The organism is Cupriavidus sp. BIS7 (genome assembly GCF_000292345.1).
In the GTDB taxonomy this organism is placed as follows: domain Bacteria; phylum Pseudomonadota; class Gammaproteobacteria; order Burkholderiales; family Burkholderiaceae; genus Cupriavidus.
Window position 1 is genome coordinate 1 of the sequence record NZ_ALOU01000082.1, and the last position, 25,065, is coordinate 25,065.

Genomic DNA, 25,065 nt, shown 5'->3' on the forward strand with positions numbered 1-25,065 from the left:
TCCCGCGCGCGGGAGAGGGGAGCAGTAAGAGTGGTAAGCAAGTCGCGGTAAAGCAGTTCCAATAAAAAGCCGTATGCAGTAAGCCGTATGGCCGCTCGCCCGATACGCGGGGTTGAGGACGGGTGGCCTGCGGTCCCTAATTTTCTGGTGCCAGATGCTGAATTACTTCCTCAAACGATTCCTGGGCGTCATCCCCACCATGCTGATCGTGATGGTGCTGGTGTTCCTGTTCGTCCATCTGCTGCCCGGCGATCCGGCGCGGCTGGCCGCGGGCCCGGAAGCGGATCAGGCCACCGTGGAGCTTGTGCGCAAGGACCTGGGGCTCGATCGCCCGATGCACGAGCAGTTCGTGCATTTCTTCACCAATGCGCTGCAGGGTGAGTTCGGCATGTCGCTGCGCACCAAGCGCCCCGTTTCCGACGAGATCGGCGAGCGCTTCCTGCCCACGCTCTACCTGACGATCGCCTCGATGGTCTGGGCCGTGGTCTTCGGCATGACCATCGGCATCTGCTCGGCCGTGTGGCGCAACAAATGGCCGGACCGCCTGGGCATGACGCTGGCCGTGTCGGGCATCTCGTTCCCCGCGTTCGCGCTGGGCATGCTGCTGATGGAGGTGTTCTCGGTGCAGCTTGGCTGGCTGCCGTCCATTGGTGCCGATAGCTGGAAGCACTACATCCTGCCGTCGCTGACGCTCGGCGCCGCCGTGGCCGCCGTGATGGCGCGGTTTACGCGGGCGTCGTTCATCGAAGTGCTGCAGGAAGATTTCGTTCGCACCGCCCGCGCCAAGGGCGTGCGCGAGACCGTGGTGGTGGCCAAGCACACGCTGCGCAACGCGATGATTCCCGTGGTGACGATGATGGGCCTGCAGTTCGGCTTCCTGCTGGGCGGCTCGATCCTCGTCGAAAAGGTGTTCAACTGGCCCGGCCTGGGCCGCCTGCTGGTCGATGCCGTGGAGATGCGCGACTACCCGGTCATCCAGGCCGAGGTGCTGCTGTTCTCGCTCGAATTCATCCTGATCAACCTGGTGGTGGACATCCTGTACACCGTGATCAACCCCGCCATTCGCTACAAATAAGGAGGCCGGCATGTCTGATCTTTCCGCACCCGCCGCGCCCGAGGCCGCACCCACCAACGTTCCCGAGGCAGTCCGCACGCCCTGGAGCGAGTTCTGGCGCAAGTTCCGCAAGCAGCATCTGGCGCTGGCCGCCGGTGCGTTCGTGCTGTTGCTCGTGGTGATCGCGATCCTGGCGCCGCATATCGTGCCGTACGACCCCGAGAACTTCTTTGACTATGACGCGCTCAACGCGGGGCCGTCCGTCGCGCACTGGATGGGCGTTGACTCGCTCGGGCGCGATATCTTCAGCCGCATCCTGGCCGGCACGCGCATTTCGCTGGCCGCGGGCTTCTTCTCGGTGATCATCGGCGCCATCATCGGCACAATGCTGGGCCTGCTGGCCGGCTACTATGAAGGCTGGTGGGACCGCATCGTCACGCGTATCTGCGACGTGCTGTTCGCGTTCCCGGGCATCCTGCTGGCGATTGCGATCGTGGCCATTCTCGGCAACGGCATGGTCAACGTGATCTTCGCCGTGGCGATCTTCAGCATTCCGGCCTTCGCGCGGCTCGTGCGCGGCAATACGCTGATGCTCAAGCGCCTGACCTACGTGGAAGCCGCACGCAGTATCGGCGCGTCCGACTGGACCATCCTGATGCGCCATATCCTGCCTGGCACCGTGTCGTCGATCGTGGTGTACTTCTCGATGCGGATCGGTACGTCGATCATCACGGCCGCCGGCCTGTCGTTCCTCGGGCTCGGCGCCCAGCCGCCCACGCCCGAGTGGGGCGCGATGCTCAACGAGGCCCGCGCCGACATGGTGACCGCCCCCCACGTGGCGCTCTTCCCGAGCCTGGCGATCTTCCTGACCGTGCTGGCGTTCAACCTGCTCGGTGACGGCCTGCGCGACGCGCTCGATCCGAAGATCGATCGCCGCTGAAGTAATGACGAACGCTCCCGTCGTCGGCACGCTGCCGGCCGGCCCGCGCAACGCAATCACCGATGTGGCCGGCGTGACGGTCGGCCATTGCACGCTGGCCGATGGCGCCTGCCAGACCGGCGTGACGGTGATCCGCCCGCACGCGGGCAATGTCTATGTCGACAAGGTGCCCGCCGCGGCCACCGTGCTGAACGGCTTCGGCAAGAGCATCGGCCTGGTGCAGGTTGACGAGCTTGGCGTGATGGAAACGCCGATCGCACTGACGAATACATTCTCGGTCGGCGCGCTGGCCCAGGCGCAGATCCGCGCGGCCATTGCCGCCAATCCCGAGATCGGCCGCGCCTGGCCAACCGTCAATCCGCTCGTGTTCGAGTGCAATGACGGCTATCTGAACGATATCCAGGCGATGGCCGTGCAGCCGCTGCACTATGACCACGCGCTGGCCGTCGCCAGCGAGGACGTTGAACAGGGCGCGGTCGGGGCGGGGCGTGGGATGTCGTCGTTTGGCGTCAAGGGCGGCATCGGCACGGCGTCGCGCATCGGGGGCGACTACACCGTCGGTGCGCTGGTGCTCTCGAACTTCGGTACGCCGGAATCGTTGATCTATGCCGGCCAATCGCTCGGTGAGGTGCTGGCCGGGCGGCTGGCACAGGCCGTTGCGCCGGAAAAAGGGTCGATCATCATGATCGTGGCCACCGATGCGCCGCTCGATGCGCGCCAACTCAGGCGCCTGTCGCTGCGGGCCGGTGCCGGGCTTGCGCGAACGGGTTCCGTGTTCGGCCATGGTTCTGGTGATATCGCGCTGGCATTCTCCACGGCCTATACCGTGCCGCACCTGACCGATGTGCCGATGCCGGCTGTTTCCATGATGCATGAGTCCAGGCTGGACCCGCTGTTCCGCGCGGCGGCGGATAGCGTGGAACAGGCCATCGTGCATGCACTCTGGTACGCGGAGACCGTCCATGGCCGCGATGGCCACACGCGCCGCGCACTGCGTGAACTGTTGCAAGAGCTGACTGCATGAAGATCCTGATTTCCACCGACATCGAAGGCGTGGCGGGCGTATTTCACGCCGAGCAGACGCGTCCCGGCAATGGTGAATACGAGCGTGCCCGCGCGTGGATGACGGCCGAGGCCAATGCCGCCGTGCAGGGCGCGTTCGCCGGCGGCGCCACAGAGGTGCTCGTCAACGATTCGCACGGCGGCTTCCGCAACCTGCTGCCCGACCAGATAGACCCGCGTGCGCAACTCGTGCTTGGCAAGCCGCGTTACCTGAGCATGGTGGCCGGTGTCGAGCAGGATTGCGACGGTGTGTTCATGATCGGCTACCACAGCCGTGCACAAGGCCGTGGCGTGCTGGCCCATACGATCAACAGTGGCGCGTTCGCGCGTGTCTGGCTGAACGGGCTGGAACTTGGAGAGGCCGGCATCTACGCGGCGCTGGCCGGTGAGTTCGATGTGCCGGTGCTGCTGGCCAGCGGCGACGACGTATTCATTGCCGAAACACAGCCGCTGATGCCCTGGGTGCGCTACGTCCAGACCAAGACGGCGGGGGGGCAGGGCAGCGGCACTACGCTTTCCCCGGCGGCAGCGCGCGAAGCTATTGCGGAGGCTGCGGCAGCCGTAACGCGTAGCGCGATTGCGCGGCCCGAAGCGCGCTGCTTCGAACTGCGCGGTCCGGTGACGTGCCGCCTGCAGACGATGACGACGGCGCACGCCGACCTGTTCTGCCAATGGCCTGACTTCGAACGCATCGACGGCGTGACGCTGTCGTTCACGGCCCCTTCGGTGCAGGCCGCCGTCAGGATGCTGAACTGCTGCTCCGCGATGTCGTTCATGCTGAAGTGACGCTGCTTCGGATGCTGATGGTTTGCTCCCCTCTCCCATGACATGGGAGAGGGGCCGGGGGAGAGGGCGCTGCGGTGCAAACTGCGATATCACTTCGCACGAACCACTGGCCCTCTCCCCCAACCCCTCTCCCGCCGAGCGGGAGAGGGGAGCAAGTAAGGCGCGTGCCGGAGAAGCAAGCCTGAAACAGTGGGACAATACCGTCCGTTTCCCCACCCGCAACAACCAATGACCCCAACCATGCACGGGAGCTGGACCCCCGTTCGCAAGGACTTTGTCGATCCGGCCACCGCACGCTGCCACGCGCGCAGCGCGAAGGGCGGCCGTCACCACGGCTTCCCGGAGGGGCACGCCTACATCCTGCGCGGTCCGGATGGCCACGAATATCCATTCGGCCTGGAATGCGCACGGGCAATTCTTGTGGTGCCTGATTCACTGGAGCAGGTTCCCGACTACACCGAGCGCGACGCGCTCAAGCGTATCGAGGCGGATTTGCCGGCGCCGCCGCGCCGCAAGCCCACCGCGGCCGAGCTGGAGCTGGAGCGCCGCAATGCCGCCACGCGCTATGTGGTGCTGCGCATGGAGAAGGTTGCCGCAGTGCCGCGCGTGCAGCCAACCGTCCGCTTTCCCGCACTCGACGACCTGTACCGGCAGATCGCCGCCGGCGGCACGCTGTCATCGGCGCAAGTGCAGCGCGTGCTGGCGATCGAGCGCAGCCATGCCACGCCGCCCAAGCTCAAGAGCATCAACCTGCTCGACGTCTACACGGCCCACGTCAAGCTCGAATGGCTGATCGCCGCAGCGAACCGCGTGGACCGCATACGTTTCCTGCGCAGCCTGCATGACTGGCTCGCCAGGCATCTTGTGCTGTCCGCCGCACAAATCGAGGCCGCCGGCATCGTCATGCATCCACATGCGTTCCGCTCGGCCTGGCCGTCGGAAGGTGGCCCTGCTGAACTGTTCTAGCCACTCGTAATCGGGCTGGCTATCGACTACCTTTCAGGGAATATTCGGAACTGCTGATAGTGACTATCGGCCGCGCCGGGTTGAGGTGGGGGGCGGCTTGCCCGACAATCTCGCCGGCGTGCCGCATCGTCCGGTTGCGGCGCGCCATGACAGCACAGCACAAGAAACAGGCGTCGTTGCCCAGCCCCCATTCCTCAGCCGCCGCAGACAATCGCGCGCCGGCAGCTCCCGCGTGGTCCGTGATCCGCGCCGGTCGACAGGACCGGCTGGCAGCATTCGCCCGTCGTACTCCTCGAGAGAATCTCCCATGCCCAGTTTCAATCCATCGCGCCGTACGTTCCTGAAGACGGGCGTTGTGGCGGGGGTATCGGTTTGCATCGTGCCCCTCGCTGACAAGGCGGCCCTGGCCGCATTGTTCGAGGACAAGCACCTGACGCCGGTGCAAACCGATCCTGCCAGCGGTGCGCCGCGCTTTCGCATTGACGGTGTCGCCAAGGTCAATGGCGAAAAGGTTTTCGCCCGCGATATCCGCTCGCGCGACATGCCGCACTGGCCCGCACAGCAATCGCACGCGTTCATCGTTCGCGCCACCCGTGCGGACCGTACCTTCGAAGGCATCGACCTGAGCCTGCTTGGTGACGACCTCAAGCCCGACGTGGTGGTGACGGCGGCAGACCTCGCACGTGATGGCGTGGTCTTCCCGAAGTTCTACGGCGACGACATGCTCCTTCCGGCGGGAAAGACCCCGGCCTATCTGGGGCATGCGGTGGCCATCCTGATCTATCACGACTTCGCGCGGTTCCGCTTCGCGAAGGACAAGCTCAAGTTCCGCGACGAAGTGGTGCGCTACGGCGCGCAGACCGGCGCGCTCGAACGCGATCCGTGGGGCACGTTCCGCTTTGTGCGGGTGGGTGGCGCCACGCCGTTCGATGATGACGTGTTCTCGAGCCTGAAGTTTGCGCCGGTGTTCCCGAGTTCGATGCGCAAGCATCAACCGGTTTGGCCCGATGGCAAGGACCATGGCCAGGTGGGCGAGCAGGGCATGGCCCACGCGAAGACGATCCGCGACGAACTGGCCAGCCCGCCGGCCAACTGGCTGGTGCTCGATCGCGAATACAACACGCAGTCGATCGACACGGCCGCACTGGAGCCCGATAACGCAAACTGCTGGTACGACAGCGACAACCAGACGCTGCACATGGTGGTGCCGACGCAGTCGCCTTACGAAGTGGGCGAGTCCGCCGCCGAGCTGCTGGCGGGCTGCAAGGGCGCGTTCCCGGTCAAGCAGGTGGTGCTGCATCCCACCTACACGGTCGGCTACGGATCGAAGGACCACTACAACTTCCCGTTCTACGGTCTGGTGACGGCGCTCTACGCGGGCAGCAAGCCCGTGCGGCTGGCAAACGACCGCTACGAGCAGTTCCAGACTGCAATCAAGCGCCATGCGTTCAAGATGCACTACCGCATCGCCGTGGACAAGGAAACCGGGCTGCTGCAGTCGTTCCAGGGCGATTTCGAAGCCAATGGCGGTGGCCGCATGAACTTCTCCCCGTCGGTGGCCATGGTGGGCGCCACGGCGGCGCAGTCGATCTATTACTTCCCGAAGAACGACCTGGCCACGGTGGCAATTGCCTCCCGCGCGATCGATGCCGGTTCCGCGCGTGGCTACGGCACGCTGCAGAGCATGGCGGCGACGGAGATGATGATCGACGAGTTCGCCGAACAGCTCAAACTCGACCCGATCGAATTCCGGCTGAAGAACGCGCTGCGCTCGGGCATGAAGAACACACAGGGCGCGATTCCGGCCGGCGCGATCCGCGTGGACGAAGTGCTGGAGGCCGCGCGCAAGCATCCGCTGTGGACCAACCGCGCGAAGAAGAAGGCCGAGTATGAGGCGGCCCATCCGGGCCACCGCTACGGCGTTGGCTTTGCGTGTGTGCAGAAGGACTTCGGCACGGGTGCGGAAACGTCGTTCGCGCGCGTCGAGATCGATCCCGAAGGCCGCATTTCGCTGCATCACTCAGGCGCCGAGATTGGCACCGGCATGTCGACGTCGCAGGCCACGGCCGTGGCGCGCTGGCTCAGCCGCGCGGCTACCCAGGTGCAGACGTCGATCACCGAATGGCCCGATCTGCCGGTGGTCACCAGCGGCGATCCGTACCTGATGAGTCAGGCCGACCAGGACAGGCTGTCGCAGAACCCGCGCTGGTCGCCAGGCTATGCGTCGCCCGCCAGCGCAACGAACTCCGCCTACTACTTCACGCACAGCACGCGCGAAGCGGCGCGCGTGGTGTTCATGCACGGCCTGTGGCCGGCGGCGATGGCGATCTGGGGCCAGGGCATCGGCGGCGGACAGGCGACTTCGCTGGTGGTGCGCGTCGAGGATGCGCGCTGGGTGGACGGCAAGCTCACCGCAGGCGGCCTGCAGGCGCTGCCGTACGAACAACTCGTCAAGAAGGCCCACGAACTGGGCCTGGTTACTGGCGCCACGGTGCACGTGTTCAACCGCTGGCAATGGACCGAAGCGGATTTCGTCGTCAATGGCCAGGCCGTGCGGCTGCCGGTGGACGGTCTTTCTGTGCGCATGGGTGCCGGCGAGGCCAATGGCAAGCGCACGACCAATGGCTACGACGTGCTCGATCGCCGGAAGGTCTACATCGCCCCGGTCCAGCGCAACAACGCGGCCGTGACGTACTACAGCGCGGTTGGCACGCTGGTCGAGCTGTCGGTGCACGAGGCCAGCGGCAAGGTCAGCCTGCTTGCGCACCACTCGATCATGGAATGCGGTACGCAGATTTCGCCCGACCTGGTGTCCGGGCAACTGCAGGGCGGCACCGCGATGGGCATCGGCCATGCGCTGCACGAATTCCTGCCGCTCTATGAGGACGGCCCCGGCAACGGCACATGGAACTTCAACCGTTACCACCTGCCGCGCGCCAGCGACGTGGCCGTGTGGACGCAGACCGGCTCCGTCCTGCCGCCCATTTCCGAAACCGATCCGCCGAAGGGCATTGCCGAGGTGGTGATGATTCCGGTGGTCGGCGCCATCGTCAACGGACTTGCCCACGCCATCGGGCATCGCTTCACCGATTTGCCGGTTACGGCCGAAAAGATTCAGGAGGTACTGGCATGATCGCCACGCAAGCACTGTCAATGAACATCAACGGCAAGGACGTCGGTCCGATCGACGTGCCCGTAGGGCTGATGATGATCGACTTCCTCCACGAATACGTGAACCTGACCGGCTCGCGGCTGGGCTGTGGCCAGGGCATATGCCATGCCTGCGTGGCCATCCTGGACCATCCGGACGGCAGCAGCGAAACCATCCGCACGTGCATCACGGGCGCGCACTTCTTCCAGGGCAAGCGCATCCGCACCGTGGAAGGCCACGGCAAGCGCAACGAGAAGGGCGAAATCGTCGAGATGACGCCCGTGCAGCAGGCCTTCCTCAAGCACTTCAGCTTCCAGTGCGGCTACTGCACGCCGGGGTTCGTGAACGGCGCGACCGTACTCGTCGAAAAGCTCAAGCGCCAACCGGTGGCGGCGGACAAGGTCGACGAGACCATCACGGCGGCCATGGACGAGCATATCTGCCGCTGCACCGGCTATGTACGCTACTACGAGGCAATCAAGGACGTGGTCAGCAGCACGCCGGGCCTTGTGAAGGGGAAGGGCGCGCAATGATGAAAATCCGATGGATTTCCGCGCTGGCTGCTGGCGCGGCGCTGCTGCTGGCCGGCTGCGGGTCGGGCACGTCGGACGTGCCGCAGGCTGCCGATCTGGCGCCGGCCACCAAGCTGACCCCGGCCCAGCAGATCGAACGTGGCCGCTACCTCGTGCGTGCGGCAGACTGTGCCGCCTGTCATACCGCACCGAATGGCGCGCCGTTTGCCGGCGGTGTGGAACTGGCTTCGCCGTTCGGCAAGTTCTACGGCACCAACATCACGCCGGACAAGGATCACGGCATCGGCAAATGGAGCGCCGACGATTTCTACAAGGCGCTCCATGACGGCGTGACGCCCGACAAGCGGCTGTATCCGGCAATGCCGTACACGTCGTACCGTGGCCTGTCGCGCACGGATACCGATGCGATGTACGCGTACCTGATGCAGCTCAAGCCTGTAGCCGCGCCGAATCGCGAACCGGACCTGAGCTTCCCGTACAACGTGCGGCAGGCGCTGGCTGGCTGGAACTTGCTGTTCCGCAAGGACGTGCTGCCCGATGCCTCGAAGGGCGAGTCGCCGGCATGGATACGCGGCCGCTACCTGAGCAATGCGCTCGGCCACTGCGCCGAGTGCCACACGCCGCGCGGAAAGTTCGGCCAGATGGATGGCGGCAAGCCGCTGGCGGGTTCGACCCTGGCGCGCATCGGTGCCCCCGATATCTCGCCGGCCGGCCTGGCGGCGCGCGGCTGGACCGCGGCTGACCTGCAGACGTTCTTCACCAAAGGCATTGCGCCGCAAGGTTCGGCATATGGCGAGATGTTCCCGGTGGTGCATCTGAGCAGCCGCTATCTGAACCAGGCCGATGTTGGTGCGATGGCCACGTACCTGCTTGGCGACAAGCCGCCGGTGCCGCAGCCGGTAAAACCCGTCAACGCCGATGCGGGCGCGATGTCCACGGGCCGCCAGCACTATCTGGCGGTATGCGCGGGGTGTCATGGCCGCGAAGGCGAGGGCAAGCCGCACGTCGCCGTGGCCATGCTCGGCAACTCGACCGTGCGCAACGCCGATCCGCGCAACCTGATCGTCTCGATGCTCGATGGCATCGAGCGCCAGGACTTCCCGGGGCTGGAAAGCATGCAGGAAATGCCCGGCTTTGCCTCCCGCATGAGCGACGCGGAACTGGCCGCGCTGGCCAACTACCTGCGTGCCAGCTACGGCGGCCAGCCGGCCGACGTAACGCCTGACGGGGTCAAGGCGCTGCGCGGGCCACAGGGTCATTAGGCAAGGAGTGGCGTTTGCCGCACCGCAAGTGCGGCAAAACTACTGTTTTCTCCGTAATAGCAACTAAGCTTCATGGGGATTGCCCGACTCTGGAGCAGTTCTGAGTTCCATCTGTGAGGAGATCACGATGAAAACGAAGATGCTAATACCCGTCGCCCTGGCGGCCGCCGGCTTGCTGGCTGCGCCATTTGCTCTTGCTCAGCAGGAACAGATGCCAACGCAGGACCAGATGCCGAAACAGGACCAGATGCCCAAGCAGGGCACGAAGCACAAGCATTCTGGTTCGATGAAGTCCTCCGGGTCTTCTGAGTCCTCTGGAGCGATGTCGTCATCGCCATCGTCATCGGGTTCGATGCCGATGGGTGCCGCGTCGCCCTACACGCCACAAAAGTGGAATAAGGGCGACAAGCTGCCGACCGAGTTCCGTGACCGCCAGTATGTGATCGACAAGTACAAGGAATACAACCTCCCAGCGCCGAAGAAGGGCTATCACTGGGTAGGCATTGGTGCCGACTACTATCAGGTCTCGTCCAACGGGACGGTGTACTCGGTGGGGCCGGGAGGCTGATAGGCCCTGATAGGCCGTTTGCTTGTCAGTCGTCGAGATTTGAGATGCGCCGTGAGAAATCACGGCGTTTTTTTGTGCTCGGCGGGGAAGGCGGGTCCTGGTCAGGAATCAAACGGCATCGGGAAAGAACACGTCCTTCACTGCCGCCTCGATGGCATCGAATGCTTCGGGTTGCACGCGCGCCCCGAGTTGCTTCCGCCAGCGGTTTGACACGCGCCCTTTCTCGCGGAAACAGCTTGATACGAGCGTGGCAAGGTCGTGGTTGCGGATGTCGAACTCCGCTTCGACACGCCTGACCACTTCGTCGTAGCCCTGCAGGAACTGTGTTTCGGCCTGCAGGTCGTGTTCAAGCGCCTCCTTGACCATGCGCACGCCGAATTCGACGCATGGTGTGGCATCCCAGTAGCGATAGGGCGTGGAGCCCGCTTCGGTCCGGCAGTCAAATTTGTGCTCGCCCAGGGCCCACACGCGCCACAAGGCGCGCACCGGTTTCGAGAAACTTTCCAGCGCCGCCAGATAGTCCGACTCGTGACGCTTGATCGCCACGGAGACCGGCAGCAGGAAGCCCTGCGCCATCTTGCCGGAACGGCATAGCGCGTGGTGGATCAGGAAACGGGACAGGCGGCCGTTGCCATCCATGAACGGATGGATGAAGACGAACCAGAACGAGACGATGCTGGCCGCGATCAGGGGATCGAGGTTGCGGGGCGGGTTATTGGCAAACGCTTCGAGCTCCTGCATGAGCGCCGGCACGTCGTCGGGTCGGGGCGGCACGTAGGTGACCGATGCCGCGCCATGGCCGCCGCGGCGCAGCCAGTTCTGCTCGATCCGGTACTGCATGGCCTGGTCGAGCGGATTCGCGATGATGTCGTTTTGCAGTTCCGTCAGGTAGTTCTCGTCCAGTGGCCTGCGCTCGTGCGCGTGGCGCAACAACTGGACGAAACGTTCTGCCTTGTCCTGCGTGGGGCGTTCGCGTTCGATCTCGAACGAGCTCTCGGTTTCGCTGAGATAGGCCCAGTTGAGCGCGCGGTCCAGGATGTCCTTGCCGACCGTGGCGATGAATTCGTCCATGCGCGCGAAAACGTCCATGTCCAGGATCGACTGGATCGATTCGATGCGGAGCACGGTCACGCACTGGTCGAGCGTGCCGAGGCCGTTGAAGCGCACGCGCCAGCGCGGATATAGCTGGCCCGGTTCCGCCGTGTAGTAGCGCCCGGGATCGAACAGGTTGACGTAGGGCACCTTGTCCGATAGCCGTGGCGTCAGCGTGCCGCCGGTGAAATGCTCCCAGAGCAGGGCGGCTACGCGGATGTAGCGGCTGGTGGGGTGCGTGTCGAGTTCGTGTTGGAGGTCGGCCTGGGCGATGCGGGGCAGCGCGCCGGCCAGGATTGCAAGGTTGATGCCCTCGTGCTTGAGCGCAAACAGCAGGTGGGTCAGGTCCGAGGCATCCTCGGCCGGCGCCACCTTGCGTGGAAACAGCACGGCATCCGCCGTTTCCAGGATGCGGGTAGTTGCACCCGCGCGTGCTTCACGAGTGACCGGGACAGCGAGGAGATCCAGCCGTTCGCGCAGCCGGGCGTATCCAACCAGACGCATGTTTTGCACGGCGCCCCCTGAAAGTGACGTTAGGGGCGCAACCTTTTTTTAGCTAAGCGAAGAATTTTTATATTTCTTGCTGCTTTCGTCTACTTTTTATTAGGGAGTGCATGAAAAGGCACGGTCATGCGCTTTGGAACTGCCATTCTGCACACCAAATTCGCGCTGCGCGAACTTTTCTTATATTTCGCCTCGAAACACCACACAAAATCTTAGGGAGATGTGACGAGGCGGAGACTTGCGATTGCTGCGGTTGCCTTAACCCGGCAAGGCGTCGTACGTGACCAGGAACACCTGCTCGTCGCCGGCGCTGACCGATAGCCAGACGATGTCCAGGTCCGGGAAGGCTGCCTCGACGTTGTCGTGCTCATTGCCGATCTCGACCACCAGCACGCCGCCCGGATTCAGGCGCTTCTTCGCGCCGGCAATGATCCTGCGCACGACATCCATGCCATCGTCCCCACCGGCCAGCGCAATGCGCGGTTCGGCCAGGTACTCGGGAGGCAGTTCGCGCATCGAGTTTTCGTTCACGTACGGCGGATTTGTCAGGATCACGTCGTACGTGGCGTTTGGCGGCAGTGGCGCGTAGAGATCGCCTTCAAAGAGCGAGATGCGATTCTCGAACTTGTAGTCGGCCACATTGCGGCGTGCCACGGCCAGTGCGTCCGGGGAGATGTCTACCGCATCGATCTGCGCGTTCGGCCAGACGTGCGCGGCCAGGATAGGCAGGCAGCCGGAGCCCGTGCACAGTTCCAGCACCGGGCCGATCTGTTCGGTTTCGCCAAGCCAGGGCTCCAGCCCTTCCTGCAGCAATTCGCCGATAAAGCTTCGCGGCACGATCACGCGCGAATCCACATAGAAGCGCAGGCCGTGCATATACGCTTCGTGCGTGATGTAGGCAGCTGGCACACGTTCGGTCGCGCGGCGCTCGATGACCTTGAGCACGGCATCGACTTCCTCGGGCAGCAGACGGGCGTCAAGGAACGGGTCGAGCGTATCCAGCGGCAGGTTCAGCGTGTGCAGCACCAGGTAGGCGGCTTCGTCATAGGCATTGGCGCTGCCGTGGCCGAACGAGAGCTTTGCAGCGGTAAAGCGGGAAACGGCCAGGCGAAGCAGGTCGCGGACGGTCTTGAGAGGGGAATTGGTGGCCATGGCGATCAGGCAATCAGGCGTTCCAGCACGCCGCGGTAAACGTTCTTGAGTGGTTCGATAAAGCGGACTTCCACGTGCTCGTCGATCTTGTGGATGCTGGCATTCGGCGGCCCGAACTCGATGACCTGCGGGCAGATCTTCGCGATAAACCGGCCGTCGGACGTGCCGCCCGTGGTCGACAGTTCCGTCGTGACCCCCATTTCTGCGGAGATCGCCGCGGCAAGCGCCTCGGACAGATCGCCGCGCGGCGTCAGGAACGGCTCGCCGCCGAGCGTCCAGTCGAGCGTGTAGTCAAGCCCGTGCTGGTCGAGGATGGCATGCACGCGCGATTTCAGGCCCTCCGGCGTGCTTGCCGTCGAGAAGCGGAAGTTGAAATCGATCGTCACGTGGCCCGGAATCACGTTGGTCGCACCGGTACCGGCGTGGATGTTCGACATCTGCCAGGTGGTGGGCGGGAAGTACTCGTTGCCCTGGTCCCAGACCTCGCCCACCAGCGCGGTCAGTGCCGGCGCGGCAAGGTGGATCGGGTTGCGTGCCAGGTGCGGATAGGCGATATGGCCTTGCACGCCCTTGACGGTGAGCTTGCCCGACAGCGAGCCGCGGCGGCCGTTCTTGACCATGTCGCCAAGCGTATCGACCGAAGTCGGTTCGCCCACCACGCAATAGTCGAGGCGCTCGCCGCGCGCCTTGAGCGCTTCGATGACCTTCACGGTGCCGTCGTGCGCCGGGCCTTCTTCATCGCTGGTGATCAGGAACGCGATCGAACCGTTGTGCTCGGGGTGCTTCGCCACGAATTCCTCCACGGCCACCACGAAGCCGGCGATCGACGTCTTCATGTCGGCGGCGCCACGGCCGTAGAGCTTGCCGTCGCGATGGGTCGGCTCGAACGGGTCCGACGACCATTGGTCGAGCGGGCCGGTAGGCACCACATCGGTATGGCCGGCGAAGGCCAGCAGCTTGCCTGCCGTGCCCTGCGTGCCGCGTTTGACCGCCCACAGGTTGGTGACGCGGAAATCGTCAGGTCCGCTGACGATGTTCTCGCAGGCAAAGCCAAGCGCCTTGAGGCGGGCCTCCAGCACGGCCTGGCAGCCTTCGTCGGCAGGGGTGACCGAACGGCGGCGGATCAGGTCTTCGGTCAGGGCAAGGGTCGGATTCATGGGGCAGGGTACAAAAAATCGTTAGAACTGCGCGGCGTAGCTGTCAGCGGAAAATCCCACGCTGACATTGCCGTCGCGGTCCAGCACAGGGCGCTTGATCAGCGAAGGGCTGACCTGCATCAGCGCAATGGCGCCGGCTTCCGTTTCGGCGCGCGTCTTGTCCGCATCGGACAGCGCGCGGTACGTGGTGCCTTTCTTGTTCAGCAGCGTGGTCAGCGGCACGTGCTTGAGCCAGGCGCGCAACATCTTCTCGTCGACGCCTTGCTTCTTGAAATCGTGGAACGTGTAGTCGACGCCGTTCGATTCCAGCCACGTACGGGCACGCTTGACGGTGTCGCAGTTGGGGATGCCGTAGAGGATGGTCATGGTATCTGGTTGGGTTCAGCGGAACAGCAGGTTGAGCGCGATGACGAGTCCGCCCAGTCCCAGCGCCACGCCTGCCATGGCCACGGCGGTCATCAGGCGCAGTCGGCGGTCCAGGCGCGCGGCTTCGCGGCGCAGCGCCTCGATCGTGATCGCGTGCTGCTCGGCCAGCAGCTTGACCGCTTCGGCCTGCTGCACGGCGGCGGCTTCCAGTTCCGCAATGCGCGCCGCAGGGTCGCGCGCTTCCGCGGAGTCAGGGTGCGCGTCGTCCTTCTTCTTGCCTTTCTTGAGCTTCTCGATGGTCTTGTTGGCCTGTTCGAGGATGGTGGGCAGAAGGGAGAGGACGGTGCTGACGGTGGCGGGGTCGAGGGCCATGAGTCGCTTGCGGAGGGATGGCATCGGCGGTGTTTCGCGCCGCCGGGGCGGGCCCGGCGGCGGTGCGATCAGTGCGCGATCAGTCGCGCAGCAGGTCGTTCAGGCTGGTCTTGGCGCGAGTTTGCGCGTCCACCTTCTTGACGATCACGGCGCAGTACAGGCTGTACTTGCCATCCTTCGACGGCAGGTTGCCGGCAACCACCACCGAGCCGGCCGGCACGCGGCCGTAGTGGATCTCGCCCGTTTCGCGGTCGTAGATCTTGGTCGACTGGCCCAGGTACACGCCCATCGAGATGACCGAGTTTTCCTCGACGATCACGCCTTCCACGACCTCCGAGCGGGCGCCGATAAAGCAGTTGTCCTCGATGATGACCGGGTTGGCCTGCAGCGGCTCGAGCACGCCGCCGATGCCGACGCCGCCCGACAGGTGCACGTTTTTGCCGATCTGGGCGCACGAACCGACGGTGGCCCACGTGTCGACCATCGTGCCTTCATCGACATAGGCGCCGATGTTCACGTACGACGGCATCAGCACGGCGTTCTTCGCGATGAACGAACCACGGCGGGCCACGGCCGGCGGCACCACGCGGAAGCCGGCCTTTGCGAAATCGTCCTGGCTCCAGTTGGCGAACTTGGTCGGCACCTTGTCGTAGAACTGGGCGAAGCCGCCGGCGCTCATCGGCGCGTTGTCTTCCAGGCGGAACGACAGCAGCACGGCCTTCTTGATCCACTGGTTGACGATCCAGTCCTTGCCTTGCTTCTCGGCCACGCGCAGCGAGCCGGCGTCCAGTTGCGAGATCACGTTGGCCACGGCTTCGCGGATGTCGTTCGGCGCGGACTTCGGCGACAGGCTGGTGCGGTCTTCCCAGGCCTGGTCGATCAGGGCTTGCAGTGCTTGCGTCATGGTTCTGTACTCAATGGTGAATGGTGTAAGGGGAGCGATGCCGGGCAATGCGGTCCCGGCATCGGGGTGTTCGGTGATTCAGGGTGAAGCGTTCGCGCCGGTCAGCCCAGCGACTTGCAGAATTCGACGATCCGGCGAGCGCCTTCAAGGCATTCGTCGGGCGTGGCCACCAGGGCCATGCGCACCCGGTTTGCGCCCGGGTTCACGCCATGGGCGTCGCGCGCCAGGTAGCTGCCCGGCAGCACGGCCACGTTTTGCTCGGCCAGCAGGCGCACGGCGAACTCGGTATCCGACAGGCCCGTGCGCGACACATCGGCCCACAGGTAGAACGCCGCATCGGGCAGCGCCACGTCGAGCACCTCGGCCAGCATCGGCGTGACCTCGGCGAACTTGCGCACATAGGCGGCGCGGTTCTCGCGCACGTGCGTCTCATCGGCCCAGGCAGCCGCACTGGCGGCTTGCACGGCCGGGTTCATCGCGGCGCCGTGGTAGGTACGGTATAGCAGGAATTTCTTCAGGATCGCGGGGTCGCCCGCGACGAAGCCCGAGCGCAGGCCCGGCACGTTCGAGCGCTTGGACAGGCTCGAGAACATCACCAGCCGTTCCAGCCCGCGGCCAAGCTTGTGGGCCGCTTCCAGCGCACCCAGCGGCGGCGTGGCTTCGTCGAAATAGATCTCGGAGTAGCACTCGTCCGAGGCAATCACGAATCCATGGCGGTCGGACAGTTCGAACAGCTGCTTCCAGTCTTCCAGCGACAGCACGGCACCGGTCGGATTGCCGGGCGAGCAGACGTACAGCAGTTGCACGTGCTGCCAGACATCGTCGCCAATCTGGTCGAACGCCGGCGCGAAGTTGCGTGCCGGATCGCTGTTGGCGAACACCGGCCGCGCGCCGGCCAGCAGCGCGGCGCCTTCATAGATCTGATAGAACGGGTTCGGGCACAGCACCAGCGGGTTGGGCTTGCTGCTGTCGACCACGGTCTGGGCAAACGCGAACAGTGCCTCGCGCGAGCCGGTGACGGGCAGCACCTCGGTGGCGGCGTCTACCTTGGGCAGGTTGTAGCGGCGTTCGAGCCAGCTTGCAATGCCCTGGCGCAGCGCCTCGCTGCCAGCCGTGGTCGGGTAATTGGCCAGGCCCGCCAGCGACGCCGTCATGGCCTCCTTGATGAAGGCCGGGGTCGGGTGCTTGGGCTCGCCGATGCCAAAACTGATCGCCGGCTTGTCGGCAGGTTTCACGTCGGCCACCAGCACACGCAGTTTCTCGAAGGGATAGGTCTGGAGCAGGTCGAGGCGCGGATTCACGGTGGCAGCGGCGGGGCGGTTGAAACGCAGCAGTATATCGCGGCCGCCTCATCCTACGGTAGAACAAGGGCTTGCGGGCGGTCCAAGAGGCACCGGAGGTACAGGGCAGAGGTGCATGGTGGCACACAGACCGCAGCCCATCAGGGCATCCCCTAACGTCCCAAGGCGTAAAGCGTTTGTCCCTGACGGCAAAACGCATGCCGATACGGTTGCCTATCCTTGCAGGCTAACCGGAGTACGCATCATGTCGATCATCAAATCAGGAATCTTCTCTCTGCTGCTGTTTGTCGCCTTTGCTGCCATTGGCGGCACTGCACATGCGCAAGGTGTCGACTACGCACGGACCGCAATGGCAAGCGCAGCTTGACCGTCCAACTGTGCGATCAACTGGAGTAACTGACGTGATTTTTATTGGACGCCTTATCGGCGGGACGTTTCTTGCCTACATTGTTGCCCAACTATTGCCGAGCATTCTCAGGGCAATTCGCTGGAGCGTGGCCGGGGCAGCCGCTTGTTTCTCTTGCCTTGAACCGTATTCGGTAGCAAAGGGGCGCCTGGTGGACGCCATGCAGGCGGGCGCTGTAAACCGGGACTCGGTGCGGTAGGCGTGCCGCCGCTGCATTTAGGCAAAGAGAGGGCGCTATATGCGCCTTTTTTCTTGGGCAAATATCTGATGCGTCAAGTATGTTTGGGCGGGCACTGTACGTAGTCGAATGGCCTGGGTGGCTTCAGGCTCGCCACGGCATGCGCGCGAGGGGCGCGGAGGGCGGCTCGGACGGCGCTTGTCCGGAGGGGGCTCCGGGATCACGCCGGCATACTTCGAGCCTAGCACTAACCCTGAGAAGTTTCCTGGCGAACCGGCCACGTCCGGTCTGCCGGGCGTATTCGCCAAACAACGCCGGGTACCTAGAAAATGCTTGCAGCAAGCCTGGCAACTGACGGAAATACAAGGCTTTTCCGGGCCAGAAACCCGGCGCTTCAAGGCCCGCGCAAGCGCACATAAAGCGGCCGGACGAGATATTGGCGATGGTATGATTAGCGCCAATCTATCGGGCACCGGGGGCAGGATGCGGCGCAGGCGTCACGCTTGGGCGGCGGGCTCCGGTATGGCCCGGCTTTTCCAATTGCGTATCGCCCAAACCACACGACAACCGTGCGACTGTCCTCGATCAAGCTGGCGGGCTTCAAGTCCTTCGTCGATCCCACCAATTTTCAAGTGCCCGGCCAACTGGTCGGCATCGTAGGTCCAAACGGCTGCGGCAAATCCAACATCATCGACGCGGTACGCTGGGTGCTCGGTGAGTCACGTGCTTCGGAGTTGCGTGGCGAATCGATGCAGGACGTGATCTTCAACGGTTCCACGGCCCGCAAGCCGGCCGGCCGCGCCAGCGTCGAACTGGTGTTCGACAACGCCGAAGGCCGGGCCGCCGGGCAGTGGAGCCAATACGCCGAAGTGGCCGTCAAGCGCGTGCTGACGCGCGACGGCACGTCTTCCTACTACATCAATAACCAGCCGGTACGCCGCAAGGACATCCAGGACATCTTCCTCGGTACCGGCCTGGGGCCCCGCGCCTACGCCATCATCGGGCAGGGCATGATCTCGCGGATCATCGAGGCAAAGCCCGACGACATGCGGATCTTCCTGGAAGAGGCCGCCGGTGTGTCCAAGTACAAGGAACGCCGCCGCGAGACCGAAAACCGCCTGGGCGACACGCGCGAAAACCTGACACGCGTGGAAGACATCCTGCGCGAACTCGGCAACAACCTCGACAAGCTCGAGGGCCAGGCCGAAGTGGCGCAGCGTTTCAAGCATCTGCAGGCCGAAGGCGAGGAAAAGCAGCACCTGCTGTGGCTGCTGCGCAAGCGCGAGGCCCAGGCCGAGCAGGAGCGCCACGCGAGGGCCATCGACCAGGCGCAGATCGATCTGGAAGCCCAGACCGCGCAACTGCGCCACGTCGAAGCCGAACTGGAAACGATGCGTGCCGCGCACTATGCGGCATCGGATGGCATGCATGCGGCCCAGGGCGCGCTCTACGAGGCCAATTCCGAAGTCAGCAAGCTCGAAGCCGAGATCCGCTATGTCGTCGAATCGCGCAATCGCCTGCAGGCCCAGATCGCCGCGCTGAGCACCCAGCGCGAGCAATGGCAGGGGAAGGCCGACCAGGCCAACGAGGACATCGCCCAGGCCGAGGAAGACCTGGCGCTGGCCGAGGCGCGCACGATCGAGGCGCAGGAAACCGTTGCGCAGCGCAGCGATGAACTGCCGACGCTGGAAGCGCAATGGCGCGACGCCCAGCAGACACTGAACGAGCAGCGCGGCGGCATCATGCAGGCCGAGCAGGCGTTGAAGCTGGAGGCCGCGCAGCAGCGCAACGCCAACCAGATGCTGCAGCAGTTCGAGCAGCGCAAGGAACGCCTGCAGGGCGAGGAAAAGGGACTGGATCGCCCGGACGAAGTGCGCCTGGAAGAATTGCGCATGGACCTGACCGAACAGGAGGCTACGCTGGAAGAAGCGCAGGCCACGCTGATGGATGCTGAAGAAGCGGTGCCGCGCCTTGATGCGGAACGCCGCGCCGCGCAGGAGCGCGTGCAGCGCGAGGCCGCCGCGATCGCATCGCTGGACGCACGTCTGGCCGCGCTGCGCCAGTTGCAGGAAAACGTCCAGACCGATGGCAAGGTGCAACCGTGGCTTGAGCGCCATGGGCTGGCAGAACTGCCGCGCCTCTGGAAGAAGGTGCATATCGAACAGGGCTGGGAAAACGCGCTGGAATCGGTGCTGCGCGAGAAGCTTGCGGCGCTGGAGGTGTCGAACCTCGACTGGGTCAAGGCATTCCTGTCCGATGCGCCCCCGGCCAAGCTGGCGTTCTACGCGCCGCCGGCCGCCGCGCGCCCGGTCGATGCACCGGCTGGCCTGAGCCCGCTGATGTCGCTCGTGCAGATCACCGAGCCGGGTATTCGCGCCGTGATGCAGGACTGGCTGGCTGACGTCTACACGGCCTCGAACATGGAGCAGGCGCTGGCCGCACGCGGCACGCTGCCCGAAGGCGCGCAGTTCGTGGTCGCCGAGGGCCACCTCGTCGGCCGCAACGCGATCCAGATCTATGCAGCCGATTCCGAGCAGGCCGGCATGTTGGCACGCGAGCAGGAGATCGAAAACCTGCAGAAGCAGTCGCGCGCGCAGATGCTGTTGTCCGATGAAGCCAGATCGCAATCGGTGCGCGCCGAGACCGCGTACACGCACGCCAGCACGCAGCTGATCGAAGCGCGCGCGCGGGCGGAGCAGGCCACGCGCCGCGTGCATGCGCTGCAGATGGATGTGCTGAAGCTGTCCCAGGCGATGGAGCGTTTCTCGGCGCGTAGCAACCAGATTCGCGAGGAACTGTCTGAAATCGACGCGCAGATCGACGAGCAGCGTGCGATCCGCGCGGAATCCGAAGCCGCGTTCGAGCAGCACGATACGCAGCTGGCCGAACTGCAGGCATCGCACGAAGACCAGCAGATTGCGTTCGACGCGATGGACGCGAAGCTGACCGCGGCCCGCCAGCAGTTGCGCGATCTCGAGCGTGGCTCGCAGGAAGCGGTGTTTGCCGAGCGCAATCTCTCGGGCCGTATCGACGAGCTGCGCCGCAATATCCAGATGGCGGCAGACCAGAGCGAGCGGATTGCCGAATCGCTCGAGAATGCGCGCGCCGAGCTGGAGACGATCAACGAGCAGACCGCCAACACCGGCCTGCAGGAAGCGCTGGAAGTTCGCGCCGAGAAAGAGCAGAAGCTGTCCGCCGCGCGCATCGAACTCGATGCGCTATCGGCCCAGTTACGCCAGTTCGACGAACAGCGGCTGGCCGCCGAACGCAGCCTGCAGCCGCTGCGCGACCGCATCACCGAATGCCAGCTCAAGGAGCAGGCCGCCCGCCTGAACCAGGAGCAGTTCACCGAGCAACTGGCCACGGCCGAGGTCGATGAAGCCGCGCTGGCTGAAAAGCTGACCGGCGACCTGAAACCGTCCTATCTGCAGGGCGAAGTCACGCGCCTGAACAATGCCATCAACGCGCTGGGCCCCGTCAACATGGCGGCGCTCGACGAACTCGCCGCCGCACGCGAGCGCAAGACGTTCCTCGACGCGCAATCGGCCGACCTGACCGATGCGATCAACACGCTCGAGGACGCGATTGCCAAGATCGACCAGGAAACCCGCGCGCTGCTGCAAGGCACGTTCGACCAGGTCAATCACCATTTCGGCGAGCTGTTCCCGTCGCTGTTCGGTGGCGGCCAGGCACGCCTGATCATGACGGGCGAGGAAATTCTCGATGCCGGCGTGCAGGTGATGGCGCAGCCGCCGGGCAAGAAGAACTCGACCATTCACCTGTTGTCCGGTGGCGAGAAGGCGCTGACCGCGATTGCACTGGTGTTTGCGATGTTCCAGCTCAACCCGGCACCGTTCTGCTTGCTGGACGAGGTGGACGCGCCGCTGGACGACGCCAACACCGAGCGCTACGCCAACATGGTGGCGCGCATGTCGGACAAGACGCAGTTCGTATTCATTTCCCACAACAAGATTGCGATGGAGATGGCCCACCAGCTGATTGGCGTGACGATGCAGGAGCAAGGCGTCTCGCGTATCGTGGCGGTGGACATGGATGCAGCCGTATCTATGGCGGAGGCCGCTTAAGATGGAACTGCAGAACGCACTGATCATCGCCGGCATCGTATTGCTCCTGCTGCTGGTGGCTTATAACCGCTGGCAGATCCACAAGGCGCGCCGCGTGCGGCCCCTGATGCCCGAGGATGACCTGCCGCCGATGCGCGAGCCGGTTGTCGGCAAGACCACCCATCCGGAAACGGCTGCCAAGCTCAAGGAGACCCCGGCGCCTGAACATGTCACGCGCCGCGAGCCGACGCTTGGCGCGTCCGCGGCCGGTCTGGACCACGACGAAGAGAAGGACGTGGCCACCGTGGCCGCAGCGGCCCGCGCGGCCGCCAGTTCGGCGGACGCCGATGAGGCTGTGGCTGATGAAGTCGCGGTGGCGGCAGCGCCGGCAGCGTCAATGGCGTCTACAAGTGCGGCCGATGAAGCCGTGCCGGAGACCGACGGTCATCCGGAGGCCGCCGTGACGGTGCCCGCCCAGAAGGCCCCGCAGCCCGCCGAACCGGACGTGCTCGATGGCCAGCCCACGCCGGCCGTCATTGACCCATTGATCGACTGCATCGTGCCGATGCATCTGGAACGCAAGGCGTCCGGCGACCGCATCCTGCCGCTGACGGGCCGTCTGCGCCGCGCGGGCACCAAGCAGGTTCATATCGAGGGCCTGCGCGAGGAATCCAATGCCTGGGAGGCGGTGACAGCCGGTCACCAGTACGAGGACATCCAGGTGGCCGTGCAACTGGCCAATCGCAGCGGTCCGCTCAACGCGCTCGAATTCTCGGAGTTCGTCAACGCCGTGGAAGCGCTGGCCGAATCGCTCGACGCATCGGCGGATCTGCCCGACATGACCGAGACCGTGGCCAACGCTCGCGAGCTTGACGCGTTCGCGGCGGGCGCCGACGTGCAGCTTGGCGTAAACGTGATCTCCGACGGTGCCCCGTGGTCCGCCGCGTATGTGCAGACCGTGGCCACGCAGGACGGACTGGTGCTGTCGCGCGATGGCACGCGCTTCATCCGCTATGAGCCGGGCGCGGACGGCGTGCAGAAGCCGCTGTTCACGCTGCAGTTTGGCGAGACGAACTTCCTGCGTGACGACCTGACCGTGAGTGCAGGGCGCCAGATCACGCTGCTGCTGGACGTGCCCCAGGCGCCGCAGACGGTGAAGCCGTTCAAGACGGTGTGCGAGTACGGCTACAGCCTTGCGCAGCGCATGGGCGCCAAACTGGTCGACGACAATATGCGGCCGCTGAGCGAGGCCTCTTTCGTGGCCATCTTCACCCAGCTCGAGAAGCTCTACGAAAAGCTGGAAGCGCGTGGCATGCCCGCCGGATCGCCCGTCGCCGTCCGCTTGTTCAGCCTGTAACGGAGCTAGCCATGACCGCCAGGACCCAGGGCGCGCAGGCTCCGGCCTCCGCGCCGGCCCGCGTTTCGCCTGAAAAACTACCCGCCGACGCCTCTCCCTCAGCACGCGCGCAGTGGCTGCGCGACGAGCTGGAGCGCAACAGCTACCTGTATTACGTGCTCGATGCACCGACCATTCCGGATGCCGAGTACGACGCACTGTTCCGCGAACTCCAGGCACTGGAAGCCGAGCATCCCGAACTGTTGACCACAGACTCCCCAACGCAGCGCGTTGGCGGCGCGCCGTTGGCGGCATTCGATTCGGTGCGCCACCGCCTGCCGATGCTCTCGCTGAACAACGGCTTTGACGACGAGGACGTCGTCAATTTCGATCGGCGCTGCGCGCAGGGCCTCGGCCGCACCGCATCGGCCGCACCGGCTGATGACCTGTTCAGCGCGGCCGATGCCGCCGAAAACTCGGTCGAGTACGCATGCGAGCTGAAGTTTGACGGACTGGCGATGTCGCTGCGCTATGAAGACGGGCGGCTCGTGCAGGCCGCCACGCGCGGCGATGGCGAGACCGGCGAGGATGTCACCGCCAATGTCCGTACGATCAAGGCGATCCCGCTGAAGCTGCGCGGCAAGGCACCGGCCGTGCTGGAAGTGCGCGGCGAGGTGTTCATGTACCGCGCCGATTTCGACAGGCTCAACGCGCGTCAGGCCGAGGCCGGCGAGAAGACCTTCGTCAATCCGCGCAATGCGGCTGCCGGCAGCCTGCGCCAGCTCGATCCGCGCATCACGGCGAAGCGGCCGCTGTCGTTCTTTGCGTATGGCATTGGGGAACTGCAGGGCGCCGATCGTCCGGCCATGCACAGCGTGATGCTCGACGGCTTCGCCGAACTCGGCCTGCCGGTGTGTACCGAGCGCCGTGTGGTCAAGGGCGCGCAGGGTCTGCTGTCGTTCTACCGCGAGATTGGCGAGCGCCGCGACCAGTTGCCGTATGACATCGACGGCGTGGTTTACAAGGTCAATGCGATTGCCGAGCAGGAACAGCTCGGTTTCGTCTCGCGCGCGCCGCGCTTTGCGCTGGCGCACAAGTTCCCCGCCCAGGAAATGACCACGACGGTCGAGGACATCGAAGTCCAGGTGGGCCGTACGGGCGCCATCACGCCAGTTGCGCGGCTGGCGCCGGTGTTCGTTGGCGGCGTGACGGTGACCAACGCCACATTGCACAACGAGGACGAGATCCGGCGCAAGGACGTGCATATCGGCGACACCGTGATCGTGCGCCGGGCCGGTGACGTGATTCCGGAAGTGGTGGCCGTGGTGCTTGAGCGCCGCCCGGCCGATGCGCGTGCATTTGTGATGCCCACCGCCTGCCCGGTCTGTGGATCGCATATCGAGAAGCTCGAAGACGAGGCCATTGCGCGCTGCACAGGCGGGCTGATCTGCGCGGCGCAGCGCAAGCAGGCGTTGCTCCATTTCGCGCAGCGTCGTGCGATGGACATCGAGGGGCTTGGCGACAAGGTGGTGGACCAGCTTGTCGATCAAGGCATCGTGCGCACACCGGCCGATCTCTACAAGCTCGGCGTGGCCAAGCTGGCGGCGCTGGATCGCATGGCCGACAAGTCGGCAACGAACCTCATCGCGGCGATCGAGACATCGCGCGAAACCACGCTGAACCGCTTTATCTTCGCGCTTGGTATCCGCCACGTGGGCGAAGCCACCGCCAAGGATCTGGCCCGGCACTTTGGCAAGCTCGATAACCTCCTGGTGGCAGGCGAGGCAGCCCTGCTGGAAGTCAACGACGTGGGCCCCGTGGTGGCCCAGTCGATCGCCAACTTCCTGGGGGAATCCCACAACGTCGAGGTCATCGAACAGCTTCGCGCGGCGGGCGTACACTGGCCTGAGG

At 64.8% G+C, this 25,065-nt stretch carries 20 protein-coding genes; 13 read left to right on the plus strand and 7 right to left on the minus strand.

The window, feature by feature from the left end:
• Positions 1 to 154 precede the first annotated feature (154 nt).
• The 9 genes from gsiC (at position 155) to B552_RS27860 (ending at position 10,322) form a co-directional block, all read left to right on the plus strand.
• A complete protein-coding gene (gene gsiC, locus B552_RS0124370) occupies positions 155 to 1,075 on the plus strand; it encodes a glutathione ABC transporter permease GsiC (protein ID WP_019451674.1) in 921 nt (306 codons plus the stop codon).
• A gap of 10 nt (positions 1,076 to 1,085) precedes the next feature.
• Complete coding sequence (gene gsiD / locus B552_RS0124375; RefSeq protein ID WP_019451675.1) at positions 1,086 to 1,994, plus strand: glutathione ABC transporter permease GsiD; 909 nt, start codon at positions 1,086 to 1,088, stop codon at positions 1,992 to 1,994.
• A 4-nt stretch (positions 1,995 to 1,998) separates the two neighbouring features.
• On the plus strand, positions 1,999 to 3,018 hold the full coding sequence (locus tag B552_RS0124380) for a P1 family peptidase (protein WP_019451676.1): 1,020 nt from the start codon (positions 1,999 to 2,001) through the stop codon (positions 3,016 to 3,018).
• Positions 3,015 to 3,842, plus strand: coding sequence for a M55 family metallopeptidase (locus tag B552_RS0124385; protein WP_019451677.1), 828 nt, complete (start codon positions 3,015 to 3,017; stop codon positions 3,840 to 3,842). The genes B552_RS0124380 and B552_RS0124385 overlap by 4 nt, the downstream gene beginning before the upstream one ends.
• Before the next feature lie 228 nt (positions 3,843 to 4,070).
• Positions 4,071 to 4,808 (plus strand): hypothetical protein, encoded by a 738-nt coding sequence (locus tag B552_RS0124390; protein WP_019451678.1) that lies wholly within the window; start codon positions 4,071 to 4,073, stop codon positions 4,806 to 4,808.
• Positions 4,809 to 5,115: 307 nt separating this feature from the next.
• Positions 5,116 to 7,941, plus strand: a complete 2,826-nt coding sequence (locus B552_RS0124395) for a molybdopterin cofactor-binding domain-containing protein (RefSeq protein ID WP_019451679.1) — start codon at positions 5,116 to 5,118, stop codon at positions 7,939 to 7,941.
• The gene (locus tag B552_RS0124400) at positions 7,938 to 8,492 is read left to right on the plus strand and encodes a (2Fe-2S)-binding protein (RefSeq protein ID WP_019451680.1); all 555 of its coding nucleotides are present in this window, start codon (positions 7,938 to 7,940) and stop codon (positions 8,490 to 8,492) included. The genes B552_RS0124395 and B552_RS0124400 overlap by 4 nt, the downstream gene beginning before the upstream one ends.
• Positions 8,489 to 9,754 (plus strand): c-type cytochrome, encoded by a 1,266-nt coding sequence (locus B552_RS0124405; RefSeq protein WP_019451681.1) that lies wholly within the window; start codon positions 8,489 to 8,491, stop codon positions 9,752 to 9,754. Before B552_RS0124400 ends, B552_RS0124405 begins: the two co-directional genes overlap by 4 nt.
• 127 nt (positions 9,755 to 9,881) lie before the next feature.
• On the plus strand, positions 9,882 to 10,322 hold the full coding sequence (locus B552_RS27860) for an RcnB family protein (protein ID WP_026036012.1): 441 nt from the start codon (positions 9,882 to 9,884) through the stop codon (positions 10,320 to 10,322).
• 108 nt (positions 10,323 to 10,430) lie between these two features.
• Here the strand turns inward: B552_RS27860 and B552_RS0124415 are convergent, their stop codons facing one another.
• From B552_RS0124415 to dapC, 7 genes are all read right to left on the minus strand, one after another.
• Complete coding sequence (locus B552_RS0124415) at positions 10,431 to 11,918, minus strand: Fic family protein (protein WP_019451684.1); 1,488 nt, start codon at positions 11,916 to 11,918, stop codon at positions 10,431 to 10,433.
• Between the two features lie 258 nt (positions 11,919 to 12,176).
• Complete coding sequence (gene prmB / locus B552_RS0124420) at positions 12,177 to 13,070, minus strand: 50S ribosomal protein L3 N(5)-glutamine methyltransferase (protein WP_019451685.1); 894 nt, start codon at positions 13,068 to 13,070, stop codon at positions 12,177 to 12,179.
• 5 nt (positions 13,071 to 13,075) lie between these two features.
• On the minus strand, positions 13,076 to 14,227 hold the full coding sequence (gene dapE, locus B552_RS0124425) for a succinyl-diaminopimelate desuccinylase (protein WP_019451686.1): 1,152 nt from the start codon (positions 14,225 to 14,227) through the stop codon (positions 13,076 to 13,078).
• A gap of 21 nt (positions 14,228 to 14,248) precedes the next feature.
• The gene (locus B552_RS0124430; RefSeq protein WP_019451687.1) at positions 14,249 to 14,593 is read right to left on the minus strand and encodes an arsenate reductase; all 345 of its coding nucleotides are present in this window, start codon (positions 14,591 to 14,593) and stop codon (positions 14,249 to 14,251) included.
• Positions 14,594 to 14,608: 15 nt separating this feature from the next.
• On the minus strand, positions 14,609 to 14,989 hold the full coding sequence (locus tag B552_RS0124435) for a hypothetical protein (protein ID WP_026036013.1): 381 nt from the start codon (positions 14,987 to 14,989) through the stop codon (positions 14,609 to 14,611).
• A 55-nt stretch (positions 14,990 to 15,044) separates the two neighbouring features.
• Complete coding sequence (gene dapD / locus B552_RS0124440; RefSeq protein ID WP_019451689.1) at positions 15,045 to 15,869, minus strand: 2,3,4,5-tetrahydropyridine-2,6-dicarboxylate N-succinyltransferase; 825 nt, start codon at positions 15,867 to 15,869, stop codon at positions 15,045 to 15,047.
• 101 nt (positions 15,870 to 15,970) lie between these two features.
• Positions 15,971 to 17,170: a succinyldiaminopimelate transaminase gene (gene dapC, locus B552_RS0124445; protein WP_019451690.1), complete on the minus strand. Its 1,200-nt coding sequence runs from the start codon at positions 17,168 to 17,170 to the stop codon at positions 15,971 to 15,973.
• 244 nt (positions 17,171 to 17,414) lie between these two features.
• Between dapC and B552_RS29405 the strand changes: the two genes are divergently transcribed.
• The 4 genes from B552_RS29405 to ligA all read left to right on the plus strand — a co-directional run.
• Positions 17,415 to 17,537 (plus strand): hypothetical protein, encoded by a 123-nt coding sequence (locus B552_RS29405; RefSeq protein WP_019451691.1) that lies wholly within the window; start codon positions 17,415 to 17,417, stop codon positions 17,535 to 17,537.
• A 786-nt stretch (positions 17,538 to 18,323) separates the two neighbouring features.
• Positions 18,324 to 21,839: a chromosome segregation protein SMC gene (gene smc, locus B552_RS0124455; protein ID WP_026036014.1), complete on the plus strand. Its 3,516-nt coding sequence runs from the start codon at positions 18,324 to 18,326 to the stop codon at positions 21,837 to 21,839.
• 1 nt (position 21,840) lies between these two features.
• A complete protein-coding gene (locus tag B552_RS0124460) occupies positions 21,841 to 23,175 on the plus strand; it encodes a cell division protein ZipA C-terminal FtsZ-binding domain-containing protein (RefSeq protein WP_019451693.1) in 1,335 nt (444 codons plus the stop codon).
• A gap of 11 nt (positions 23,176 to 23,186) precedes the next feature.
• Positions 23,187 to 25,065, plus strand: a 1,879-nt coding sequence (gene ligA, locus B552_RS27865; RefSeq protein WP_019451694.1) for an NAD-dependent DNA ligase LigA, incomplete at its 3' end; no start/stop codon positions are given.

Excerpts from the sequence above, each read along its gene's own strand:
- B552_RS0124435 (WP_026036013.1), bottom strand. The coding sequence starts at position 14,989 with ATGCCATCCCTCCGCAAGCGACTCATGGCCCTCGACCCCGCCACCGTC.
- B552_RS29405 (WP_019451691.1), top strand. The coding sequence starts at position 17,415 with ATGTCGATCATCAAATCAGGAATCTTCTCTCTGCTGCTGTTTGTCGCC.
- prmB (WP_019451685.1), bottom strand. The coding sequence starts at position 13,070 with ATGGCCACCAATTCCCCTCTCAAGACCGTCCGCGACCTGCTTCGCCTG.
- B552_RS0124380 (WP_019451676.1), top strand. The coding sequence starts at position 1,999 with ATGACGAACGCTCCCGTCGTCGGCACGCTGCCGGCCGGCCCGCGCAAC.
- dapD (WP_019451689.1), bottom strand. The coding sequence starts at position 15,869 with ATGACGCAAGCACTGCAAGCCCTGATCGACCAGGCCTGGGAAGACCGC.
- B552_RS0124405 (WP_019451681.1), top strand. The coding sequence starts at position 8,489 with ATGATGAAAATCCGATGGATTTCCGCGCTGGCTGCTGGCGCGGCGCTG.
- B552_RS27860 (WP_026036012.1), top strand. The coding sequence starts at position 9,882 with ATGAAAACGAAGATGCTAATACCCGTCGCCCTGGCGGCCGCCGGCTTG.
- B552_RS0124430 (WP_019451687.1), bottom strand. The coding sequence starts at position 14,593 with ATGACCATCCTCTACGGCATCCCCAACTGCGACACCGTCAAGCGTGCC.
- gsiD (WP_019451675.1), top strand. The coding sequence starts at position 1,086 with ATGTCTGATCTTTCCGCACCCGCCGCGCCCGAGGCCGCACCCACCAAC.
- B552_RS0124385 (WP_019451677.1), top strand. The coding sequence starts at position 3,015 with ATGAAGATCCTGATTTCCACCGACATCGAAGGCGTGGCGGGCGTATTT.
- B552_RS0124400 (WP_019451680.1), top strand. The coding sequence starts at position 7,938 with ATGATCGCCACGCAAGCACTGTCAATGAACATCAACGGCAAGGACGTC.
- B552_RS0124415 (WP_019451684.1), bottom strand. The coding sequence starts at position 11,918 with ATGCGTCTGGTTGGATACGCCCGGCTGCGCGAACGGCTGGATCTCCTC.
- B552_RS0124390 (WP_019451678.1), top strand. The coding sequence starts at position 4,071 with ATGACCCCAACCATGCACGGGAGCTGGACCCCCGTTCGCAAGGACTTT.
- dapE (WP_019451686.1), bottom strand. The coding sequence starts at position 14,227 with ATGAATCCGACCCTTGCCCTGACCGAAGACCTGATCCGCCGCCGTTCG.
- B552_RS0124395 (WP_019451679.1), top strand. The coding sequence starts at position 5,116 with ATGCCCAGTTTCAATCCATCGCGCCGTACGTTCCTGAAGACGGGCGTT.
- gsiC (WP_019451674.1), top strand. The coding sequence starts at position 155 with ATGCTGAATTACTTCCTCAAACGATTCCTGGGCGTCATCCCCACCATG.
- B552_RS0124460 (WP_019451693.1), top strand. The coding sequence starts at position 21,841 with ATGGAACTGCAGAACGCACTGATCATCGCCGGCATCGTATTGCTCCTG.